The sequence below is a fragment of the Vibrio crassostreae genome, assembly GCF_024347415.1.
Classification (GTDB): Bacteria; Pseudomonadota; Gammaproteobacteria; order Enterobacterales; family Vibrionaceae; genus Vibrio; species Vibrio crassostreae.
Window position 1 is genome coordinate 1,596,313 of sequence record NZ_AP025477.1, and the last position, 21,854, is coordinate 1,618,166.

General features: G+C 43.4%; 16 protein-coding genes. 8 read left to right on the forward strand and 8 right to left on the reverse strand.

Features of this window, described 5'->3' with window-relative positions:
• Positions 1-7 precede the first annotated feature (7 nt).
• The gene (locus tag OC193_RS22800) at positions 8-2,122 is read left to right on the forward strand and encodes a type I secretion system permease/ATPase (RefSeq protein WP_048660523.1); all 2,115 of its coding nucleotides are present in this window, start codon (positions 8-10) and stop codon (positions 2,120-2,122) included.
• Positions 2,123-2,271: 149 nt separating this feature from the next.
• Here OC193_RS22800 and OC193_RS22805 read toward each other — a convergent pair whose 3' ends face one another.
• Positions 2,272-3,942, reverse strand: coding sequence for a DUF342 domain-containing protein (locus OC193_RS22805; protein ID WP_048664432.1), 1,671 nt, complete (start codon positions 3,940-3,942; stop codon positions 2,272-2,274).
• Positions 3,943-4,360: 418 nt separating this feature from the next.
• Positions 4,361-6,454, reverse strand: a complete 2,094-nt coding sequence (locus OC193_RS22810; RefSeq protein WP_048664431.1) for a GNAT family N-acetyltransferase — start codon at positions 6,452-6,454, stop codon at positions 4,361-4,363.
• A gap of 105 nt (positions 6,455-6,559) precedes the next feature.
• On the opposite strand from OC193_RS22810, the gene OC193_RS22815 reads away from it, so the two are divergent.
• A complete protein-coding gene (locus OC193_RS22815; protein WP_048661653.1) occupies positions 6,560-7,069 on the forward strand; it encodes a helix-turn-helix domain-containing protein in 510 nt (169 codons plus the stop codon).
• Positions 7,066-7,908, forward strand: coding sequence for an IS3 family transposase (locus OC193_RS22820; RefSeq protein ID WP_123961588.1), 843 nt, complete (start codon positions 7,066-7,068; stop codon positions 7,906-7,908). The genes OC193_RS22815 and OC193_RS22820 overlap by 4 nt, the downstream gene beginning before the upstream one ends.
• Before the next feature lie 68 nt (positions 7,909-7,976).
• Here OC193_RS22820 and OC193_RS22825 read toward each other — a convergent pair whose 3' ends face one another.
• Both OC193_RS22825 and OC193_RS22830 read right to left on the reverse strand, forming a co-directional pair.
• Positions 7,977-8,951: a ParB/RepB/Spo0J family partition protein gene (locus tag OC193_RS22825; RefSeq protein ID WP_048664001.1), complete on the reverse strand. Its 975-nt coding sequence runs from the start codon at positions 8,949-8,951 to the stop codon at positions 7,977-7,979.
• 5 nt (positions 8,952-8,956) lie between these two features.
• Positions 8,957-10,174 (reverse strand): ParA family protein, encoded by a 1,218-nt coding sequence (locus OC193_RS22830; RefSeq protein ID WP_048660527.1) that lies wholly within the window; start codon positions 10,172-10,174, stop codon positions 8,957-8,959.
• A gap of 1,261 nt (positions 10,175-11,435) precedes the next feature.
• Here OC193_RS22830 and OC193_RS22835 point away from each other — a divergent pair.
• Entirely contained in the window at positions 11,436-13,415 is a 1,980-nt protein-coding gene (locus tag OC193_RS22835; protein WP_048663999.1) for a replication initiator protein RctB domain-containing protein, read from the forward strand.
• A gap of 381 nt (positions 13,416-13,796) precedes the next feature.
• Here OC193_RS22835 and OC193_RS22840 read toward each other — a convergent pair whose 3' ends face one another.
• The 3 genes from OC193_RS22840 to OC193_RS22850 are packed head-to-tail and all read right to left on the reverse strand — an operon-like array spanning position 13,797 to position 16,078.
• Positions 13,797-14,315 (reverse strand): hypothetical protein, encoded by a 519-nt coding sequence (locus tag OC193_RS22840; protein WP_048663998.1) that lies wholly within the window; start codon positions 14,313-14,315, stop codon positions 13,797-13,799.
• Entirely contained in the window at positions 14,312-15,244 is a 933-nt protein-coding gene (locus OC193_RS22845) for an ATP-binding cassette domain-containing protein (protein WP_048663996.1), read from the reverse strand. The genes OC193_RS22840 and OC193_RS22845 overlap by 4 nt, the downstream gene beginning before the upstream one ends.
• Positions 15,245-15,253: 9 nt before the next feature.
• Positions 15,254-16,078 carry an ABC transporter ATP-binding protein gene (locus tag OC193_RS22850; protein WP_048663995.1) on the reverse strand — a complete coding sequence of 275 codons (825 nt, stop codon included), beginning with the start codon at positions 16,076-16,078 and terminating at the stop codon, positions 15,254-15,256.
• A 362-nt stretch (positions 16,079-16,440) separates the two neighbouring features.
• Here OC193_RS22850 and OC193_RS22855 point away from each other — a divergent pair, with 362 nt between their 5' ends.
• The gene (locus tag OC193_RS22855) at positions 16,441-16,635 is read left to right on the forward strand and encodes a PA3496 family putative envelope integrity protein (protein ID WP_048660531.1); all 195 of its coding nucleotides are present in this window, start codon (positions 16,441-16,443) and stop codon (positions 16,633-16,635) included.
• A 190-nt stretch (positions 16,636-16,825) separates the two neighbouring features.
• Complete coding sequence (locus OC193_RS22860) at positions 16,826-17,386, forward strand: NADAR family protein (protein WP_048660532.1); 561 nt, start codon at positions 16,826-16,828, stop codon at positions 17,384-17,386.
• A 183-nt stretch (positions 17,387-17,569) separates the two neighbouring features.
• On the opposite strand, the gene OC193_RS22865 is transcribed toward OC193_RS22860, so the two are convergent.
• Positions 17,570-18,328, reverse strand: a complete 759-nt coding sequence (locus tag OC193_RS22865; protein ID WP_048663994.1) for a substrate-binding periplasmic protein — start codon at positions 18,326-18,328, stop codon at positions 17,570-17,572.
• 88 nt (positions 18,329-18,416) lie between these two features.
• Between OC193_RS22865 and OC193_RS22870 the strand changes: the two genes are divergently transcribed.
• Entirely contained in the window at positions 18,417-20,849 is a 2,433-nt protein-coding gene (locus OC193_RS22870) for a response regulator (protein ID WP_048660534.1), read from the forward strand.
• A 324-nt stretch (positions 20,850-21,173) separates the two neighbouring features.
• Positions 21,174-21,833, forward strand: coding sequence for an HAD family hydrolase (locus OC193_RS22875; protein WP_048663992.1), 660 nt, complete (start codon positions 21,174-21,176; stop codon positions 21,831-21,833).
• The last annotated feature ends 21 nt before the right edge of the window (positions 21,834-21,854 follow it).

Consider the following 21,854-nt stretch of genomic DNA (forward strand, 5'->3'; position numbering starts at 1 on the left):
ATATCACATGCAAGATCCACTATTGAACTCACTGATCTACGTTAGCCGATATTACGGGTTAGCTAACTCGCCTGAAGCGTTGATCAATGGGCTACCATTATCAGACGGAAAGCTAACCCCTTTCCTATTCCCTCGTTCTGCAGAGCGAGCAGGATTGGTGGCGAAAGAAAACCGTTCCGACTTGGAAAAGATACCTCACCTGATTCTGCCTGCGGTTTTACTACTTAAACAAGGTGAGGCGTGCGTTCTCAACAGCATTGATTTAGAAAAGCAAGAAGCGGAAATCATTACAGCGGAAAGCGGAATGGTGCCAATCATCATTCCTGTCGAAGAACTGAAAGAACAATTCATCGGCCGCTACTTCTTGGTAAAGAAACAGTTTCGCTATGATGAACGTTCACCAGAGGTTCTAAAAACACGTAAAGGGCATTGGTTTTGGAGTACCATTTGGGAATCAAAAAACATCTACCGAGATGTGTTGATAGCCTCCATTCTGATCAATATCTTCGCGATAGCCGCGCCAATGTTCACACGCTTGGTGTATGACAAAGTCGTTCCCAACCTTGCCTTTGAAACTTTGTGGGTGCTAGCGAGTGGTATCTTTGTCGTGTTCCTATTCGATTTGCTGCTCAAATTGATGCGAAGCTACTTCATTGACGTTGCCGGTAAGAAATCCGACATCCTCATTTCTTCCAAGCTGTTTAGTAAGGTACTAGGGATTCGTATGGAAGCAAAGCCTGCTTCTGTCGGTGCTTTTGCCAAAAACTTGCAAGAGTTCGAATCAATCCGTGAGTTCTTTACCTCAGCAACCATCGGCTCGTTAATCGACTTACCATTCGCGCTGATGTTCTTGGCGTTGATTTGGTTAATGGCCGGAAACCTTGTATTTGTTCCTGTTGTCGGCGTGGTTATTCTGATCATCTATGCACTGTTAATCCAAGGTCCACTGCGTCGTACTATTGAAGAGGGCTCTCGTCTTGCTTCTCAGAAGTACGCGAACTTGATTGAAAGTTTGGCTGGGTTAGAGACGGTTAAGCTGTTCAGCGCGCAGAGTCAGTTCCAATTCCGTTGGGAAGAAGCGGTTGCGCACATGGCAAATTGGAATATCAAAAGCCGACGCATCACAGACAGCATCCAAAACACCGCCGGCTTTGTTCAGCAAAGTACTAACGTAGGTATGATCATTTTTGGTGTGTATCTCATTGCTGAAGGTGAACTGACTATGGGTGGCTTGATTGCTGCGACCATGCTGAGTGGCCGTGCGATTGGTCCTCTTGTTCAACTGTCTTTGCTTTCTACACGTTATAACCAAGCGAAGTCGTCGATGACTCTGATTGAGCAAGTCATGTCGATGCCTGATGAACAAGAAGAAGGCAAACGCTACATTCACCGCCCGATTATTCAAGGTCATATCGCGTTAGACAAAGTGACGTTCCACTACCCTGACTCGCCAGTCGCTTCTATCAGAGACTTAACACTGCATATTAAACCTGGTGAAAAGGTGGCGATCATTGGCCGAATTGGTTCAGGTAAAACGACTCTAGAGCGCCTGATTATGGGCCTGTATAAGCCCACAGAAGGCCATGTTCGCATTGATGACACCGACATGGAGCAACTGCATCATGTCGACGTACGACGCAATATAGGCTGTGTACCGCAAGACAGTAACCTATTCTATGGCTCAGTAAGAGACAACATTACCTTAGGTCGTCCATTGGTCGATGACCGTGATGTAATGGATGCTGCGAACCGTGCAGGTGTTACCGCTTTTACTCAGCAAGATCCAGCAGGCTTAGAACGCCAAGTGGGCGAAGGCGGTGGTTTGCTGTCTGGTGGTCAACGTCAGTCAATTGCCATTGCTAGAGCCTTCCTAGGCCGTCCTCCAGTGCTGTTGATGGACGAACCGACCAGTGCGATGGATAACCGTTCAGAAATGCACATCAAGCACCAGCTTAACCAATTGCAACCAAGCGAGACATTAATTCTGATTACGCACAAAACATCGATGTTGGACATTGTAGACAGAGTGATCGTAATGGAGAAGGGCTGCATTATTGCTGACGGGCCAAAAGCGCAAGTTCTGTCAGACTTGAAGCAAGGTAAGGTAAGAGCTGCAAGTTAAAGCGCTCATGTGACTTAAAGAATCTAGCTAAATCAATATCAGTGACAAGCAAAGGGGGGAGCATCAGCTCCCCCCTTTGGTTTATTCGAATATATAGAAAACGGTTCGAACCGATCTAGTCAGAATCGTTCAGATTGAGAGTCTTTCAATCACAATGAGATATCTTCTTGTTCCATCTTAAATGAACATTGAATCTCGTATTGATTGAACGAGAATACACTGCCACCATGCGTTCGCTTAGTAGTGACCGTCTCATCACCAAACTGGATCGTCACTCGGGTATACACTTTTTCATGAGCCTCTATGGTGCATTCGGCAAGGTTGGTTTCAAATTCCGCTTCGAGGGTATCCAACTGCGACTTAGTATTTTCAATGGCGAGGTTGTTCTTCTCACGTTGCTGCTCAATTTCTAGGGCTTGCTCTTCGCTTCTCTCAGCTTTCGGGCGCTTCTTAAATTCTAACTCTTGGCGGATCACACCCATGGTTTGCTCTTGAGTGTGTTTATAAGTTTCCTTCAGCTCGGCTATCTTTTGTCGGTAGCCATCGTAGCGTGCAAAACCATGTACCTTGGTTGCGGTGTCTCCCTCAACACCTAAGAACACACATTCTATCTTTCCACCGACTTTGGCTTCGCCACCACTGAGCGTGCCATGCTTTTTCAAACTGTCCATCACGATAAGATTGTTACCACAGCGAATGTCATTACTCATACTGTGCACACCAAGTCGAAGGTCACCGGCGGTTTGTAGCTCGGCATTCTGTGCGTAGCTTGCAGTAATGGAACCTTTACTGAATACCTTACAACTTTTTGGCTCACCCTCTTTGGTGGTGTGGCCGATAATACCTTTCGCGACTTTGATATCTCCCTGAGCTTGAACTTCGGCTGATTCAATAAAACCACCCACCGTGACACTTCCGGTCGCCTTGACGATCATCCCCGGCTCGATGTTGCCAGAGACAAAGACATTGCCTTTGAATTTAACGTGCCCAGTTGAGACATCGACGTTGCTGACACATAAGGCGTCATCCACTTCGATGGTTCGATCTTTAATGATGGGCAATCCAGGGTGTGAGGCGAGTAGTAGATTGGGATCTTCAGGGGAGATGTAGGTACCTTTTCCAGGCTTGATTAAACTGTCTTGTCCAGGAAGCGGTGGGATAACTCGACCTTGGACGGTAAAGCCTGCAATGCCTTTGGTTGCGGGGGTACGTTTCATTAAGTGATCATTTTGACCAACGGTAATGGTTTGTCCCAAATCTCGCATATCGATCTTGCCTTCGTCTTTACTGCGAGGCTTCAAGACTTGGCGAGTAATATCTTCAACCAAAGCGTCAAACTTAGCGTCTTTACCCTTTACGGGTTGTGTCCCCTTGGCGACTGGCTGAGTAAACTTTTCACCCGGCTTAAGCTTGCTACTCATCATCAATGCTTTTCTGAGTGCTAACTTATTAATTCCTTTTGTTATGTGGGCTTGAGCTAAACAATGAATAATGTCGCTACCACGCAGCGCATGCCCATTATATGGCCCCGTTACCACAAGACTTGCGAGCATCTCATCATCAGATAATTCGACCGTAACATTGGCATTTCGAACTTCTGCAATCAAGATTCCTTCATAAGCTTCCCCCTTACCTTCTTTAGCAAGAGTGACAAAACGCAAAACCTCTTCTTCGAAAATAAAATAGTTTGATGCGTTCAAAGCTTCCAAGGTTGCTGGCAGCGTCTTATTATCAAAGCTTGCGTCGACCACAAACCCAGTTGGCAGACACGCCATCACTTGTTGCTTATCTTCCGACAATGTAACGATGTTATCCCACATTCGAATTGAGTATCCCTAATGACTCAGTTGTTATTCAGTCTATATAATTCGTTCTGCGCTTAGAATCACATTATTAGAATAATCAGCGTCACATCACTTACTTTCGATTCTGCAAACATGACTCATAAATAAGACTGACACATTTTATGATCGGCTTCACCTTTACAAATACATTAGTGAATTTTCCAAGATATTTCGTGCGATTGAATGTTGATACGAGGTTGGGCCAAATAGTAAAGACCAGTAGGTATAAAAGATTAGAGGCTGTAATGGAGAGATAAAACAGAAAGGCTAAAACAGGAAATCCAGGTAAAACCAGATTTCGTTATTGTGTTCCAGTTTACAGTGTAAATCCAAGATTCTAATTTACACTGTAAATCTAATTCGTAGCGGTAAGTCTATTAAAATGATGACCTGTCTATTTACACTGTAAATTTGCTAGCAAAGCATCGACATCTTTACGAAACTGAATCTCTGCTTGTTTACGACCCACAAGATTAAACTGCTCGACACAAATCCCCCACTCTTTCTGTTGAACGACCTTTGCGATAAGTAAGTCAGAAACACTGGCTTCTCGATCGTTACTGAACAAAATCAAATTCAATACGCTGAAGCTAATCGCATCATAACTATTGCCACCGTTTACGTAATTTCTAACTAATTGAGTTTCAGACTCACTAACGGTTTGTACACTCTTTGGCAGCAGTGCGCGCACCATATTGGTTTCAAGTGAAACTAAAGAACCAGAAACAAGAAAACAGTAGCCACGCTCGAAGTGATTTTGAACTTGGTTAATCCAGCTTTGAGAGTTTGAATTAAGTGCCTTAACCATCAAAACCGAATGACAGCCACTTGCCTGATCTCGCTGGTGGCCGAAGTGCACAGCTTCGAACTCACTACCACGCCAAAAAGAAATCAATTCGCTGGTCGCACCAAAACTTGTCGCCAGATAATCTGCTTGGCTGATTTGCTGTGATAGCAGCTTCAGCATCCAACGCCCAATTCCCGAACCTTGATGGTGAGTTGAAACTGCGATGCGCATAACTCGAAGGCAACTACTAGTCGCAGCCTGAGTACAGCCAAGTTGGTTTGCGAGTAAAACAGGAGCCAGGTGACCTTGAGGCCTGCGCTTTCCAAGTTGAATCTGAGTGGTCAACTCTTTATCTAAACCGCCCTCCTCCGTCACCAACATACAACCAAGACATTCATCTTTCTGCCAAGCAGCATATAAATGGATAGCTGGATTATTTAAGAACTGCATTAAGTCGTTCGGCGATGTCTGATAATGCGCATCAACGAGAAGAGAAAAACATTGCTGTAGCTGCTCAGGGTTAGCCAAGCATTCTGCTTTTGACAACTCGACCAAGTTTAATTGGTTGCTTTCTTCAGCAGAAAAGCTATTTAACTCATGAACTGCGGAGTCACTTAGCGATACGTCGTTACCAAGCAGGAAGCAATCAAACAACCAAGCTTCTAGTGGATCGTTGTTATTCCAACGAATCGGTTGTTCGAGCTTAAAGCCTTTCCACCCCGGACGATGCTCAGAAAGCCAAGATTCGAACTTGATACCAAACCCTCGTCCACTGCCCTCGTAACCGTGTACCGTGGTTGAAAAAACCATACGGTGATAGATAACGACCATGGATTTAAGCATTGGGATTGGAATTGCAGCCGCTTCGTCAACCAATAACAGATCGCAATCAGGCTTAGATTTAAGTAATTCATCTGGTGCGACAAACCTTAAACTTCCACCTTGATAACCAATGTGAGTCGCGTTAATTACTTCACACGTATCGAGTCGCTGTAACGCATGAGAAAATACCGGCTCAATCGCTTTCACAGACGGAGCGGTAACAATAATATTTAAACCCTGTCGCTCTGCCAAAAGCCCGGCAGCAGCAATACCCAAAGTTGAGCTTTTACCTCGTCCTCGGTCTGCAGTTAAAATAAGTGGGCGTTTTCGATGCCCTGTGACGACTTTCTTAACTAACTCGACGGCCATTTTTTGCTGTTCGAATTTGTCCAAACCATTTTTAACGCTTTGCTTCTTAGGAAGAGCGCTAGTCGCTTGAGTAACCCCCTCTGCTTCATTCTGTTGTGAAACAGAGATCAGTTTGTCGAAATGGAGTTTTAACCAACGTTGACCAAAGCTCTCGCTATCTTCAGAGCCATCAATTTTTGGCGGCAACACCAACAACAGTCCACCACCGACTAACGAACCGAGCGCGGCACTAAAACCATTCGCATCAAACTGTTCTCTAAAATCACAAACAAGAACTTGGCACTCACGACCAAGCAGTTGTTGGCCTTTTTTTACTGGAACATGAATTACACCTTCAAATGGCGTACCGCCAATCTGGAAGATGCTCGGAGTGCATGAGTCTTGAAGGAAGGTAAAAACAGCAGAGTTTTGCCAATCAAAATCACCTTCAAAGACCACACCGTAACGGTGATCGTTATGTTGAGCAATATTAGAAAGTGTATGCAGAAAAGAGTTGGTTGGGTTTGTCATAGTTAGCGTCCAGATTCATCTAAACACAGTTTATCACAGCCAAATAAAAAGCCGCATAATGAACTGACCCCCAATAGTTGGACACCAATTATTGGGGGTCTTTTTATGTCCAAATATAGCCGAGAGCTAAAATGTATCATTGCTAAGCAATATTTAGATGGCACGTCATCTCTCTACTTAGCAAAACAATATTCAATCTCTTCAAGACAGATACGGTATTGGGCTCAAGTCTTTGCCATCCATGGTACTGATTCATTTTTACCAACTAAGCATGCTGCTTCTGCTCAGACAAAGCGAAAAGCATTGAATTTAATGTGGACGAATGAATGGTCTCTCACGCACACTAGCGCTGTATTAAACCTCTCATCCCCTGGGATACTCTCTGTCTGGCTCAAACGATTTAATGAGCTGGGTATCAAAGGGCTCAAAATGCGCCAGAAAGGAAGACCCTCAATGAAACAGCAACCTCAACGTACCACTAAGCCTGATAATGAAATGACGCTTGAGGAGCTAAAAGAGGAGTTGGTCTACTTACGAACCGAGAATGCCGTTCTAAAAAAGTTGGAAGAGTTGGAGCAGGAAAAAAACCGTCGAACAAAGAAAAAGCGGTCATAGCTCTAACTCTTAAAGGCAAGTACCCACTAAAGCACTTACTGCACACTCTACAGCTGGCAAAAAGTGTCTTTTATTATCAGGCTCAAACGAGCAAGCGCCCAAATAGCTACGAACGTGAGCTGCGGTTGATAAAGTCAATTTATCATGAACATAAGGGTCGATACGGCTACCGCCGTATTCACTTGGAACTAAAAAATCAGGGGGTCGTGCTTAATCACAAAACGGTTCAAAGACTTATGGCTCAGCTGAACCTTAAATCGACAGTCAGGATTAAAAAGTATCGTTCATACCGAGGAGAGTCTGGAACAGCAGCTCCCAACGTGCTTGAAAGAGATTTTAGTGCGACTCAACCCGACGAAAAGTGGGTAACTGATGTCACGGAGTTCAAAGTCAAAGAGCAGAAAGTATACTTGTCTCCCATTGTCGACTTGTTTACTCAGGAAGTGGTTGCTTATAGAGTGGCCCAAAATGCCTGCTTGCCGCTTGTCACGGATATGCTGACGGAGGCTATATCAAAGCTGAAACCCAACTCAAAGCCAATTATACACAGCGATCAAGGTTGGCAATATCGCCATCGACAGTATCAGAAAAAGGTAGCGGAGAGTGGGTTAACGCAAAGCATGTCGAGAAAAGGTAACTGCTTGGATAATGCGGTTGCTGAAAACTTTTTTGCTTTACTCAAAACAGAGATGTATCACAACCAAAGCTTTGAAGATGCAGATGCTCTGATAGAGCAAATTAAAGAATACATCGAGTACTACAATACCAAACGTATAAAAGTGAAACTAAAAGGCCTGACTCCGATAGAATATCGAACTCAGGCCTTGAAAGCCGCTTAACAGAAATGTCCAACTTTACGGGGTCACTTCATAAAGCGGCTTTAGAGTAGGAATGAAAAGTCGTCGACTTAGTCGAGCTTCGATTGTACGAAAGCAAGGATCTCTTCCATTGTCGTATCATCAACTTTCTTAAGGTTCAACGCTAAGTTTGAACCTTTGCGGCTGTATGAAGCACGGCCTTTAATGAGCTCAACTTTTGGAGAGGCTTTCTTTGCTGGCGCTGGTGCCAATTCAAGAATCCAACCTTCCAAAGTTTCTGTCACGTCTTTGGTTAGACGAGTTACGCCTTGAGCTTCACTACGCTGCCAAACAAAACCTTCAGAAGCATCACACTTAGTCAGCAATGTTTGCTGTTGTTCACTCGTCAATCCACCAAACTGCTTGTGCAGTTTAACAATAGTTGGACGACCAAGGTCGCTCACATTTGGGTAAGCTTGTAGCAATTCAAGTGGTAAAGCGGCCGCTTTTAATGCACCACTCACCAAAGCTTCACTGCACTGGAACATTTTCGCCAATGCTTTCTGGTCTTCAGCTTCGCCTTTATCCAGCTTCGCTTGCATCTCTTTACCCTTCTCGTAAAGAGAAAGCGGTTTATGAGCGTTAGCAACGTCTGATAGAAACTTAGCGTGTTCGCCGTTAATGTTTTCAGCAACATAGATTAAGAACTCTTTGTCGGCCAAAATACATGACATACGACGACGGCTACCATCAAGAACTTCAATCTTACCGTCTTTGTTTTTACGACCAACCGCTGGGTATTGCTGACCGCGTTCTTTTAACGTCGTCAGTACATCAGAAAGCGCGTGTTCATTTAGGAAAGACTGCTCACGCGCATTCTCTTCAAAAACAACCGTTCGAGTTGCGACATCGGCTGCCGGAATACGAACCAATTCAAATGAAACCAACTCTTCGCCCGCAACTGAAAGTTCAATCACTTGAGCCTGTTCTTTGGCAGCAGTTTGCGCTTCTTGAGGCGTTGCTACGCGACGTTTGTTTGCTTTACCAAATAGCTTGGCATTTAAGTCAGATGTTTTAATTGCCATTGTTGTTATCCCTGATTAAGTGAAGGCCAGTTGCTATGTAATACGCGCTCTAATTCTAGAGCACTTTTTTGTACTGCGTCTTGAGCAACAGCTAGAGTTTTCTTACCGCCCTCAAAGTCGCTCACCGTTAGATCGAAAACCGTGCTGTAAGTGTCAGCGCAGGTTTCAAAAGCACGGCTTCTTGGAATGGTTGCCATCATGACTTGGTCATTCAACAAGTAGTTCATTTCAGTCAGAACTGACACCTGTTTCTTGTTGTCGTCTTCAAACATGGTTGGCATTAGACGAACAAATTCTAGCCCTTTCCAATCATCCGGGAACATTTCGTAAACCGTTGGTAAGTGCTGGAAGAAGTTAACCGTTGAAGCCCAGTCCAAACGCTTCGCTGCACATGGAATCAGAAGTGCGTTCGACGCGTACATTGCGTTCCACACTAGAGGGTCAACGTGCGGGCCGGTATCAATCATAATCACATCAAAATCATCGGCAATTTTATCGATAAGCTTCTCTTTCAACAGACGAACAATATCAAGAGATTGATCTTGTGAAAGGCTTTGCCACGCTTCAGCGTTAAACATCGCATCTTCTGGGAATGCAGAAATTGTCTTCAGGTTTGGATACTGAGTTGGCAAGAGTACGTTCTTACGAAGAAATTCTAGGTCTACGTCTTGGCCTTCAGGCACGTTATCCAACATGATATCGACGGCAGAATAGATACTGTCGTGCTCTGCCCCACTAATTTGTGGATTTAGGAACAGACGCAAAGAGCCCTGCGGATCCAAGTCAATCAGACAGATACGGTAGCGCTTATCTAAATTCAGAGATAAACAAGCAGCTAAGTGAACCGCTGTCATTGATTTACCCGTACCACCCTTCTGGTTTTGTACGTTGATAATCCATGGCTTATTGTCAGCGTGCTGCTTACGTTGGTGGAACTTTGGCACTTCTGCCGCGTCCATCAACATGTGAGCTTCTGTCAATGAAATCGAGTAATGATTGGCGTTGTTCTTTGTAAACTGATGGCCATCAGCTTCAAGCTTAGTGATCGCTTCATCGAGTTTGCGACGCGTTAAACCAGAACGAGTCTCCATCATAGCTTTAGACATTGGAGGGAAATGTTCATCACTTCGCTCTTCCAGAATAATCTCAATTCGGTCAGCCTGAACTTGTTGAGTTTGTTCGGCTAGCTGATAGAGCTTATCAATCGTTTGTTCTCTTTTCATTGCCAGTTTCCGTAATGATTAACTAAGTACAAATTGTACAGCGATTAACAACAAACACAACAAAAACATGAACATACATTTATGAGTAAAATCACATAAAATAGACTGTATTTTTACAGTTTGATGAAACAGCGGCTAAGACAAACACAAAAAATGACCATTTTTATCATGTATAACCATGCTATTTCTGACATACATTTAAAGTGTTACAGCATCACTTATTTACAATGTAAATGGAACTTAAGCAAAAAATCTTCGGAACGATTGAAATACAACCATAGATTACGGTTGGTGTGATTTGCATTCTAATTTATAGATTTTCGAGCCAATAAAAATTTAAAAACGCAGAATGGACAAAAGATTCAAAATAGAAGAGAAGCTTGAGTGCCAGAAAACAAGATAACATTAGAGCGTAACCGGAAGAATGATCATAGAACACGTAACGCGTAAGATAATTAATAACGCCAAATTATGAAGCATGATCAAGGCACAAACTTAGCGATATTGATCCAAGTAACTGCACATTAGAAATGATCAACTTCCGGAAAAATGATCAAGTAAATATCGTTCCGGAAGCATATAATTTAGGAGCTAAGTTACGGACAAATGCTTTTGCAATGGGGATTCAACGCCTATAAGGGCTCAACCATTGAAAATTCAATCTACACAGACCGAGAATACACAAACATGACAATTTCATGATCATGCTTCCTAGTTAATACGCACCTGTGCTCAATCCATCAAAGCAATTCATTATCAGCGAATACAGACTAAATTTTGTGCTCAATAGGGTGGGAACGATAAAAAAGTACACTCTCTTGATCATTGTTCCGCTAGATTGGGCGTCAGAAGTGTCCACGCAGACAAGTTAAAAGCGAGTTAGAAACCTATGCTGAATTCCGATCTGTGGATAAGCTGTATAAGTATAATGATCATGCTTTCGAACCAATAATGATCATGCTTACAATGACTTAATGATCATCGTTCTGATGTTCTGTGATCATGCTTTCTTACGTATAATGATCATAGTTTCGAGTCCTTTATGATCATGCTTTCCAAGCTGATTTATTTTAATACTTTAAATTCAGAAACTTAAAAGCAAACTCACGTCCAGATCATTAGATCACTTAATCATTTAAGATCATATTAATCAAAAAGATCAGTTATTTAAAAGCTAATAAATTCTCTTTATTTATGATCATTCTTTCTTTATCATTCAGGAACTATAGTGAAATTACGGTTAGTGTGATACGGATCAAAAATGAAACCAGAAGAGAAATTGTTAATTAAGGCACGAAGCCACAAAGATGGTCATTTATTTGAGGTATCTGAAACAGCCGTTGAATGGATAGAACAATATCAACACTTCAAAGGTGTCACTAAAAGCATAGTTGAGCTTCTTAATCTAATTTCACTTCGTGGGTTTAGCAGCAAAGACGGGTACGTTTCCACCACTGAGATTATTGAATCAACCGATGGTCAAGTCACTCGCGCAGCCTTACAACAAAGGCTAAGAGCGGCAGTAAATATTGGGTTGTTCAAACAAATCCCCGTTCGCTTTGAAGAAGGCCTTGCTGGTAAAACTATGTTGCATCGCTTTGTGAACCCAAACCAATTGATATCGGTACTGGGTGCCACCAGTTTAGTGACAGAAAGCGTGAAGCAAAATGAAAAGCAAAAACGCTCTAAAGCTCTAGCTCAAACCAAAGTAAACAAGCGCTTACTGAACGAGCATGGACTGAATACCCCACCGACAATGAAAGATGAAGCGGATCAATTCATTGTTTCGCCAACCAATTGGGCGGGGATTATTGATCAAGCGTTAGCGCCTCCTAGAACTCGTAAGAGCTACCAGAAATCTATGGTTTCGATCTCCGGTACTCGAGCTGTGATCGAGACACGATCTTCTAAAAATATCATGACAGTTGATGATCTGATGACGCTGTTCGCGTTATTCACGCTTACCGTTCAATATCATGATCATCACCAAGATGATTACCATCTAGACGCTAAACACACGCCGAACAAAACACCACTCTACATCACTGACATTTTGTCTTTACGTGGTAAGAAAGATAGTGGCCCGGCACGTGATTCGATCCGCGACAGTATTGATCGTATCGAATTTACGGATTTCCAACTGCATGAGCTTACAGGCCGCTGGCTTAGTGAGAACATGCCAGAAGGCTTTAAGAGTGATCGTTTCCGATTCTTAGCGAGAACCATTACTGCATCAGAAGAAGCGCCTACAGAGGGCTCTGATGGCGAAATTCGCATTAAACCCAACCTATACATCCTAGTTTGGGAACCTTCGTTCTACGAAGAGCTGTTGACGCGTGACTATTTCTTCCTATTTCCGCCAGAAATCCTGAAGCAACATACCTTGGTTTTCCAAATGTATTCGTACTTCAGAAGCCGTATGGCACGTCGCCATTCTGATTGCATGTTGTTGAGCGAACTGAATCAGAAATTAGCCCGTAACATCGATTGGCGTCGGTTCTCGATGGATCTGATCCGTGAACTGAGAAAACTGGGCGAAGTCGGGGATCAAGAAGATACCTTCCTGGTTAATCTTTGGGGTTATCACTTGACGATCACGGCGTTGGTCGAAAAAGGCAAAACGACGGATTATCAAGTAGATATCAAATGCAATGTGGAAGAAGTATTACGATATTCAAGAGCGCGCACTACCAACGCCGGTAAGCGTAATATGGCGCCAACGCTTCCGAACCCACTTCGCAACGAGATGGTGTCTAAGCAGAAGCTGGAAGAGTTGTCTGAGATTATCGATGGTGAGTTTGAGCCAATTCAGCGTAAAGCACCGTCGCCAAGAGGCAAATTGGGACGTCGAGTTAAGCAACGTAAACACTCTGTTGAGATCAACGCTGACGAGATCATGATTACTCTCTCTAAATATACCTCTGCAGAGGCTCTAGAACGCAGTATAACGGCTTTATCCGCTATGACAGGGCACTCACATGCCTCAATCAAAGAAGAGTGCTCAGAGCTCATTGAGAAGCTTGATTGGTTGAGAGTAGGGGAAGAGGTTATTCCATACGAAACACTGAGTCGTTTGATTGAGCTGTACAACGATCGTGATAGCACCAGCAATCGACACTTGTCCATTGAACGTTTGATCTCTGGTTTAGCTGTGCGTCGTAAAGTGTGTAAACAGGTTCACGAAGGTCACCTTGACGAAAACGTGTTCCTTGCGCTCGATGAAATGGCGATTGGCCACTAGTCATTATCCTGTAGCGATAAGCCTGTATTTAGCGCTGATGAATGGATAGTTTTGAACACATTAGGTGCTGATTAAAATCGCACCTAACGCTGACAAAGTGATGACAAAGTAACGCATCCAGTTGATTAATATTTATCCCGAATAGACAACCTTTGTCCTTTCTTATGATTAATAGATTGGCTCATATTTTGTTACATCATACTGAATAGATTTTTGCGAGTTCCTAAGGGACTCGCTTTTTTTTGCCTGAAATTCAGCTAACTATTAAAATTCAATAGCTTACAGAATTAAACGCTGAAGCATGATCAAGGCTAGATCATGCTTTCTACGGATCTAACTTTGATGAGGTCCTGATTTGATGTTTGATCGAGAAGGGCTTGATCAGTGGAGGTGGCGTTGAAGACTACTTTGATCATCGTTTCGGGGATGGGCTGCCATAAAGCGTACATGCGATTCGATCAATCTCTCTGATTCTGCTTTCCAACGTGGTTCTTGCTGTTGGTTCGTAAATTCCAAAGCCAATACACACAAATGTTGTAACCGCTGTGTGCACCACTCTTGTAAGTCCGGTTCTGATTTTGAATCACAGGATACGGCTTGCAGCTTGCTATAGGCAAACATCAGGTATTGGTAGGCCTTTTCTTGATGAGTTGAGTTGCTGGCTTCCTGCGAAGCCAACTCCGGATTCAGTGAGTCCGTGTGGTGGCGATAGAAATTAAAGATTCTCAGGCATCCGTCTAGCCAACATGCGATGCCTTTGCTTTGCTCATCCGTGATCAAGGGCCCCCAGAGAGCATCTGGAGGCGTTGAGATCAAAGGTTCTAACCGGTCCACTTGATCATGCTTTCGGTCTTTGTACCAATCTCCGATCCGATCTAACCAAGTGTCTAGTTCATTCATGCAACGTTATCCCACTGTTTTACAAAGTGATTATCAGCAACTTGTTTGATTTTATGCTGTATTTCACTGCTCTGTTCTCGAATACGATCAGCGTCTATTGAATAGTTTGGCTCATTTTTGACGAGTTCGCCAAACGGCAGATCAGGATCAGGGACGGCAGAGATCAACAGTTTAGTGTATGGGTGTTGAGGATTAGTAAGGATCGACTGGGTTGAGCCCCATTCGACGATCTGCCCTTTGTACATCACCGCCGTCTCTTCTGCGATGTAATGTGCCGTGGCAAGATCGTGGGTTATGTACAAAAAACCTATCCCTAACTCTTTCTTCATTTTCTGCATTAGATTGAGCACGCCAAGTCGAATCGAAACATCCAGCATCGAGGTTGGTTCATCAGCAAGAATAACTTCAGCGCCAACCGCAAGCGCTCTAGCTAGGTTAACCCGCTGTCTTTGGCCGCCACTGAGCTCGTGAGGGTATTTGGCGAGAGTTTCTATGGGTAACTCCACCAGCGTTAATAACTCTTTGAGGCGCTCTGTGAGAGCTTGTTTAGTGGCTACCTGTTTATGGATCTTAAGTGGGCGCGTTAAATGGTGCTCAATGGTGTGAGTTGGATTGAGTGAACCAAAGGGGTCTTGAAAAACCATTTGTACACGGCTGCGATAATCTAAGATATCTTTGCGGCTTTTGAGCGTAGAGATGTCTCTGCCTTTGAACAGTATCTCTCCCTCGGTCGCAGGGTAAACCTTGGTCATCAATCGTGCACAGGTGCTTTTCCCGCAGCCAGATTCGCCAACCAGTGCCAGTGTTTTGCCTGCATGTAAGTCAAAACTCACACCATGCAATGCTCTAAAGATCTCTTCTTTGCCAAATCCCCCACCAACAGTGAATTCTTTGACGAGGTTTTTTACTTGAAAAATAGGTTGTGACATAGAGCTCTCCTAGCACGCCGTCGCGTGAGCATGTTCATGAATATTTGGGAAGGAACTCCATAGCTTTTGGGTGTAGGAGTGTTGTGGGTTATTGCGAATCTCATGGGATTTATTGACCTCAACTATCTTGCCGTGGCGCATGATGGCAATGCGATCACACAGTTGGCTCATTAATGCTAAGTCATGAGTGATAAAGAGGATTGAGAAACCAAACTCCTCTCTGAGTTGGTGTATCTGCTGCAGAATCTCACGCTGTACGACCACATCCAAAGCCGTGGTCGGCTCATCCATGATGATCAGCTTAGGGTTGAGAGCAAGGGCAATGGCAATCACCAAACGTTGACGCATGCCGCCACTGAATTGGTGAGGATACTCAGTGAGTCGGTTGCGCGGAATGTTGACTAGGTCGAGTAACTTCTCTGCGCGATCTTTGGCTTGTTCGTTGGTTATGCCTTTGTGGTGGCGTAGCACATCAGCAAATTGTTCTTCGATGGTTAATACAGGGTTGAGTGAATTCATCGCACTCTGGAACACCATAGCAATCTCGCTCCAGCGCAATGTATTCAAGTGGCTGTCTGATAAGCTCAGCAGATCTTGCCCACCAAACAATATCTGGCCTCCGGATATGAACGCTGGCGGCTTATGCAGACGGTTAATGGCAAACGCGATGGTACTTTTGCCACAACCGGATTCTCCGGCTAAGCCGAAAATCTCGCCTTGGCCTATGCTAAAGTTAACGGATTTAACTGCATTGAAATCACCGTCATCGGTGATGTAGTCGACACATAGATTCTTCACTTCGAGAAGTGGTTTATCTGAATTTCCCACAGACATGATAAATACTCAGTTATGATATTGATAACTATTATCATTAGCATGTGTTGGATTTAGTGGAAGCAACGAGCACGAAAAGGATGAAGTGCCTCGAAATTTATCTTGGGTTATTTCACGAATTTTCAGCAGAAAAGAAGTATTGAAAGAGGGGAAAATGAGAGTTGGATCAAACCACATTTCTTATGGGGAATCTTTTAAATGTAATTGCAGAAAATGCCTTTGGCAAAGTTTAAATGAGGCATTTATTAATTAGGTTTGTGAAGCGTCGGAATCATCACATTTCAGTACAGATTTTCTTAACAAGCCAAATAGCATTTGCTACAGATTACCTGTCCATTACATGGTGCTTTTCGGAGGAAAACATGTCCATTAATTCTATCAACCATGATGAAATGACAAATATTGCAAACAAATGGGATGCTGAAGAAGAAGTAGCTTTCAAACCAGAAAAGAAAATGAAGTCTGCTGAAGCTCGTCGTCGTATCGAGGCTCTAAGAGAAATTAGAGAAAGCGGTTTGAGTCTGGAAGAAGCGAGGGAGCTAGGTCTTATTCACTAATAATCCCCATTGCATTTAGAAGGGTGGCACCATGCCACCCTTTGATTTATAAGTATTTTTTTCATAAATCCCATCTAGATTAAATTAATATCTTAGTTATTGGCCTCACTGTTCCGCTAAGTTGCTCCCTTTTGACATTACGCTTTTTAGATGAAAAACACACACATGACATACTCTTGAACTAAGTTGTTTGACAGTAATATGCAACGCCACTAATTTTAAAGTTAAAGCAAAAACATGCGATGTCGTTGGTAAGGAGAAGGCTATGTCAAATTCTGTGGCTAAAGCCAAAGAAGTGCTGTTTTATGAACCTGAAGATCCAAACGGATACCTGTCAAATTTTGCAGCTTGCCCCATTAAGGTTGATGATCAAATTTGGGCAACTAGCGAACATTATTATCAAGCGATGAAGTTTGCCTCTGAAGCGTTACGAAATGCCATTTTTGAAGCCAGTACCCCTGCTGAAGCGTTCTCTTTAAGTCGTGACTATGAAGACCAAGTTCGAGAAGACTGGTATGACATTCGTGTTGACGTGATGCAGTTCATTGTGACTGAGAAGTTCAGACAGAATCCACAGTTTGCGCTGTTTCTTACCAATACCGGAGATTCGGTGATCAAAGAACATTCCCACAAAGACCACTTCTGGGGCGATGGTGGTGATGGGACCGGTGAGAACCATCTAGGTAAGATTCTGATGGCAGTGCGTCAACAACTTCGCACTCAACAACTGCATTTGATTGCTCCGCATTAAATGAATTGTCTCGATCTCTCGTGATACGTTTGTTAAGCCTTCACTAATAAATTAAAAGGCCGTCCTGTAAGCTTACAGAGCGGCCTTTGTAATTGTTGGTCTCTAGGGTTGACTAAAAATCCCAAAACTTTTCACGAAGTCATTCATGGCCTATTAGCTAATCAAGTGAGCGCTAGCCAAGTGTTATAGATAGCTTTGTACAATGTCGTCGAGCTGTCCATCATCTTTCATTTGATCTAGACGTTTGTTGATGAAGCTCTGCAGCTTAGGATCCATCTCAGGGTCAAATGCTAAGTGGATGGGGTAGTTATTGATTACTGAACCAAACTCTTGCATCTGGTAGTCGTCGATACTGAGCTTCTGCTCGTTTAAGTTGTATTTAATTCGAGATTCCATTTCAACAAAAACGGTATCACCCGGAGTTCGGTTTAATACACGAAAAGCCGCGCTGTAATCTTTAACTCGAATCTCGTTGAGCTTACCCTGTTTGATGTAAGGTTCAAGGTTTGGATATTCAAAACCCACCAGTAATACCACCGCTTTTCCGTCTAAATCATCGATTGTATTGAACTCAAACGGCTTTTTACCGCTGCTGAGTAATACGTGTTTTACATTGTAAATCGGGTCTTTAGACAGGTTAACTGATTGGATATTTCCCCAACTAGGGCTGCCATAGGTTACCCAGTTTGGATTCTCTCTAGCATTGAGCTTATCGATCATTCGATTAAATGGGTAGGTGTGGTAGTTGATCTCATACTGGCTGTCATCAAACACGGCTTCAACGATATCCGAAACCATTCCTCTGTGAGATGACCCGTCAGTTTCGATCTGAAAAGGTTGCGCTTGGCTCGCAATAATGTAGTAGTGAAGAGGTTCGCTTGCAAAAGTATAACTGCTTGAAAACAAACTGACTATGGATGCAACGATAAGATGTTTTTTCATAACCTTCCCTAGTTATTTGATGAATGACTACTATTATACTAGTTGAGTAATTGTAGTTTGCTAGGATAACAATAATGGTAATTTGTGTATGGTGAAAAAAGGAAAACGCTATATTGGACTCTCCCGACAGTTGATCGGGACTATAATAGCAATCAGTACCTTATTCACAGTTATAGTGACAGGTCTAGGGTTGTATGTAGAGTACCAAAGTCGAGTTTCTTTTATTAGTTCTCAGATCGAACAGGTTAAGTCTGGCTATCTTTCTGGCTTAACGGCCAGTTTATGGGTTGAAGATCGAGATCAGTTGCTTGTACAAGCTGAAGGTATCTCACGTCTTCCTTCAGTTAGTTACCTTCTTATCGAAAATCCTGATGAGAAAATTCTAGAATTAGGTCAAAAGACCGAAGGTCAGTCTTATTCCCAGTCTTGGGAAATGGTGCATCAGATGGGGGGCTCAGACTTCCAGTTAGCGACGCTCACGGTGCAGTCTGATTTGAGCATGATCCTCAACGACTTTGAAGAGCGTGTTCTCTTATTGCTTGCCTTCGAAGCCGTTAAAATCTTCTTATTGTCTCTAGTTTGTTTAACTATCGTGTATCGTCTGGTCGTAAAACGTTTAATGACCATGTCTTCTCAGATCAACCAGCAACAGGTTGAAGACAACAAACCGCGCTTCATAACACCAACCGAATCTACTTATAGCGACGAGATCTCGACATTAGAGAGTAGTTATAACCAGTCTGTTGAACGTATTCGTCAACAGTATCAAGAGTTGATTAAAGCTAAAGAGACGGCTGAAGTTGCCAACCGTAACAAGAGTGAATTCTTGGCTAACATGAGCCACGAGATCCGCACCCCAATGAATGGGATTATCGGGCTGTCGTCTCTACTTTCCGAAATGGATATGCCCAAAGAGCAAAAAGAGTACGTCAACATGCTCAATACCTCTTCGCTAACTCTTCTAGACCTTATCAATGACATCTTGGATTATTCGAAAATTGAAGCGGGTCGTTTAGAACTTCAGCAAGAACCGATGAAAATGATGGGCATTGCTGCCGATGTAGAGTCGACCTTCAGAGTCAAAGCCGAACAAAAAGGGCTCAGATTCCAGCTGGCGATTGATCCTAAGATCCCAACCATGGTGATTGGCGATGGAACCCAGTTAAGACAAGTCCTGAATAACCTAGTCGGCAACGCAATCAAATTTACTGAGCATGGTCATGTCACGCTCTCACTTCGCTTGGAAGAAGTCATCGAACCAGAACAAAAGCTCAGAATGAAATTTGAGGTTACCGACAGTGGTATCGGTATCGCAGAAGACAAGCAACAATCGGTGTTTGATAAGTTTCAACAAGCTGATGGCAGTACTACGCGTATTTACGGAGGCACCGGGCTTGGTTTAACGATATGCGATAAGATCGTAACCCTAATGGGCAGTAAGCTTGAGCTAACCAGTGTCGAAGGTAAGGGAAGTACATTCTACTTTACTGCTGACTTTGACCCGTGTTTGGACGTCGACGAGAGCAACATTGATTTTAATAAAGTCTCTGTTCTACTGGTTGATGATAGCCAGCTGAACATGCGTATTACCTCTACACAGCTTCAGTCATTTGGCGTGACCTCCAAGTGCTGTGAAACCGCTACTCAAGCGTTAGATCTGGTTTCAGAGTCTGTGGCGAAGTCGTCACCTTATGATCTGGTGTTGATTGATAAAGTCATGCCTTCCATTGATGGGTTCCAGCTAGCAAGAAGCTTAATAGAACTATTTGGTAAAGATTGTCCTAAGTTGGTAATGATCTCTGCCGACCCAAGAAAACAAGATGAAGTACGCGCTAAGCAAGTGGGGTTTGTTGCATACATTGCTCGTCCTTATCAAGATAACCAACTTAAATGGACCGTCAGTGAGGTACTCGCAAGATCGGCGGATACCTCAACCTTCACCTATCCAAACAGAGGTGAAGTCGCATTCAAAGACAATGAACCTGTGCCGCTCACCAAACCTGAAGCAGTTGTTAAAGAGACGTTGACAGCCTCTGTTAAAGCCACACAAACAGATAAACAAGTTCTAATCAAAGAAGAGCCAAAGCCTGAACCCGAAGCCGTTTCGTTTAGCGGTAAGGTATTGGTGGTTGAAGACTCAAGAGTGAACCAACAAGTCGCCAAAATGATGCTCAAGAAGTTGGGTTTTGAAGTCGACATCGCAGACAACGGTAAAGTTGGAGTCGAGAAATTCAAATACAATGAGTACGTGATGATTTTTATGGATTGTCAGATGCCGGTTCTTGATGGCTTCGAAGCGACTAAACAGATTCGAGCGCTGGAGGAGGGAACTTCTAAACATATTCCTATCGTTGCGCTCACTGCCAACGTTGTACAGCGAGACAAGCACTTGTGCTTCGATGTGGGGATGGATGAGTTTTTACCTAAGCCTGTTAATCAAGGCAAGCTGAGAGAGATTGTCGCGAGCTTTATGTCGAAAGAGACGGAATCGAGCAAGGAACATGAGCAGAAAATTGTTTAGGTTCAACTAGCTGACGTCTCGCTAAAGCATACTCAATCAAATAAAACTCCGACTGAATCCGTCGGAGTTTTTTTAGCTAATTAGTACTTGGTTAGCTAATACATATTGAGTTAATCAAAACATTTAGTTAGCCAATGCACCGCTTATCAATACAGATTGAATTCATAAGCTGTTGTACTTAAGACATAAGCAAGGAACGGTTGTCATATGGGTGAAATGCAACTGCCACGAAAATACGCTTAATTTGTCACAATTTCGTAATAGCATACTGCCAACTTGAACTCCTGTTTAACCTTAACGAAATTCAACCTGTGAGAGCCTAAGATGTTCAAACCTTTGTATGTATTTGATATGGATGAAACGCTGATCAATGCCGATGCAGCGATGCTCTGGAATGAGTTCTTGGTTGAAAAGGGCATTGCCACTGCGCCTAACTTTATCGAAGAAGATCAGCGCTTAATGGGCCTGTATTCGGAAGGTAAGCTGAACATGGAAGATTACCTCACGTTCGCTATGCAGCCATTGGCGGAAATGCCAACAGAGCAAGTGACCGCCTTGGTTGAAGAGTGTGTCGAACAGCATATTCTGCCTAAGCAGTTCAAACAGTCGAAACCTTTGATTAAGCAGTTAGAGAATGATGATATCGACATGTTGATCATCTCAGCCAGCGTTACTTTCCTAGTAGAAGCGGTCGGTCGCAAGATTGGTATCGAGAACGCACTCGGTATCGATTTAGTCGAAAATCAAGGCCGTTTCACGTCTCAAATATCAGGCGTGCCAAGCTACCGTGAAGGTAAAGTGACGCGTTTGAAAGAGTGGTTAGACAATCAAGAAACCAACTACTCAGACATTCACTTTTATACCGATTCAATCAACGACTTACCTTTGTGTGAACACGCTGATTTTGCGTATCTAGTGAATCCATGCCCGCGTTTGAAAGCACTGGCCGATCAACCGAACTGGTCGATTCTCAACTGGGATTAACGCGAATCCTATATTCGAATT

Coding starts and splice junctions, on each gene's coding strand:
- OC193_RS22800 (WP_048660523.1), top strand. CDS start 8: ATGCAAGATCCACTATTGAACTCACTGATCTACGTTAGCCGATATTAC.
- OC193_RS22805 (WP_048664432.1), bottom strand. CDS start 3,942: ATGTGGGATAACATCGTTACATTGTCGGAAGATAAGCAACAAGTGATG.
- OC193_RS22810 (WP_048664431.1), bottom strand. CDS start 6,454: ATGACAAACCCAACCAACTCTTTTCTGCATACACTTTCTAATATTGCT.
- OC193_RS22815 (WP_048661653.1), top strand. CDS start 6,560: ATGTCCAAATATAGCCGAGAGCTAAAATGTATCATTGCTAAGCAATAT.
- OC193_RS22825 (WP_048664001.1), bottom strand. CDS start 8,951: ATGGCAATTAAAACATCTGACTTAAATGCCAAGCTATTTGGTAAAGCA.
- OC193_RS22830 (WP_048660527.1), bottom strand. CDS start 10,174: ATGAAAAGAGAACAAACGATTGATAAGCTCTATCAGCTAGCCGAACAA.
- OC193_RS22835 (WP_048663999.1), top strand. CDS start 11,436: ATGAAACCAGAAGAGAAATTGTTAATTAAGGCACGAAGCCACAAAGAT.
- OC193_RS22840 (WP_048663998.1), bottom strand. CDS start 14,315: ATGAATGAACTAGACACTTGGTTAGATCGGATCGGAGATTGGTACAAA.
- OC193_RS22845 (WP_048663996.1), bottom strand. CDS start 15,244: ATGTCACAACCTATTTTTCAAGTAAAAAACCTCGTCAAAGAATTCACT.
- OC193_RS22850 (WP_048663995.1), bottom strand. CDS start 16,078: ATGTCTGTGGGAAATTCAGATAAACCACTTCTCGAAGTGAAGAATCTA.
- OC193_RS22855 (WP_048660531.1), top strand. CDS start 16,441: ATGTCCATTAATTCTATCAACCATGATGAAATGACAAATATTGCAAAC.
- OC193_RS22865 (WP_048663994.1), bottom strand. CDS start 18,328: ATGAAAAAACATCTTATCGTTGCATCCATAGTCAGTTTGTTTTCAAGC.
- OC193_RS22870 (WP_048660534.1), top strand. CDS start 18,417: ATGGTGAAAAAAGGAAAACGCTATATTGGACTCTCCCGACAGTTGATC.
- OC193_RS22875 (WP_048663992.1), top strand. CDS start 21,174: ATGTTCAAACCTTTGTATGTATTTGATATGGATGAAACGCTGATCAAT.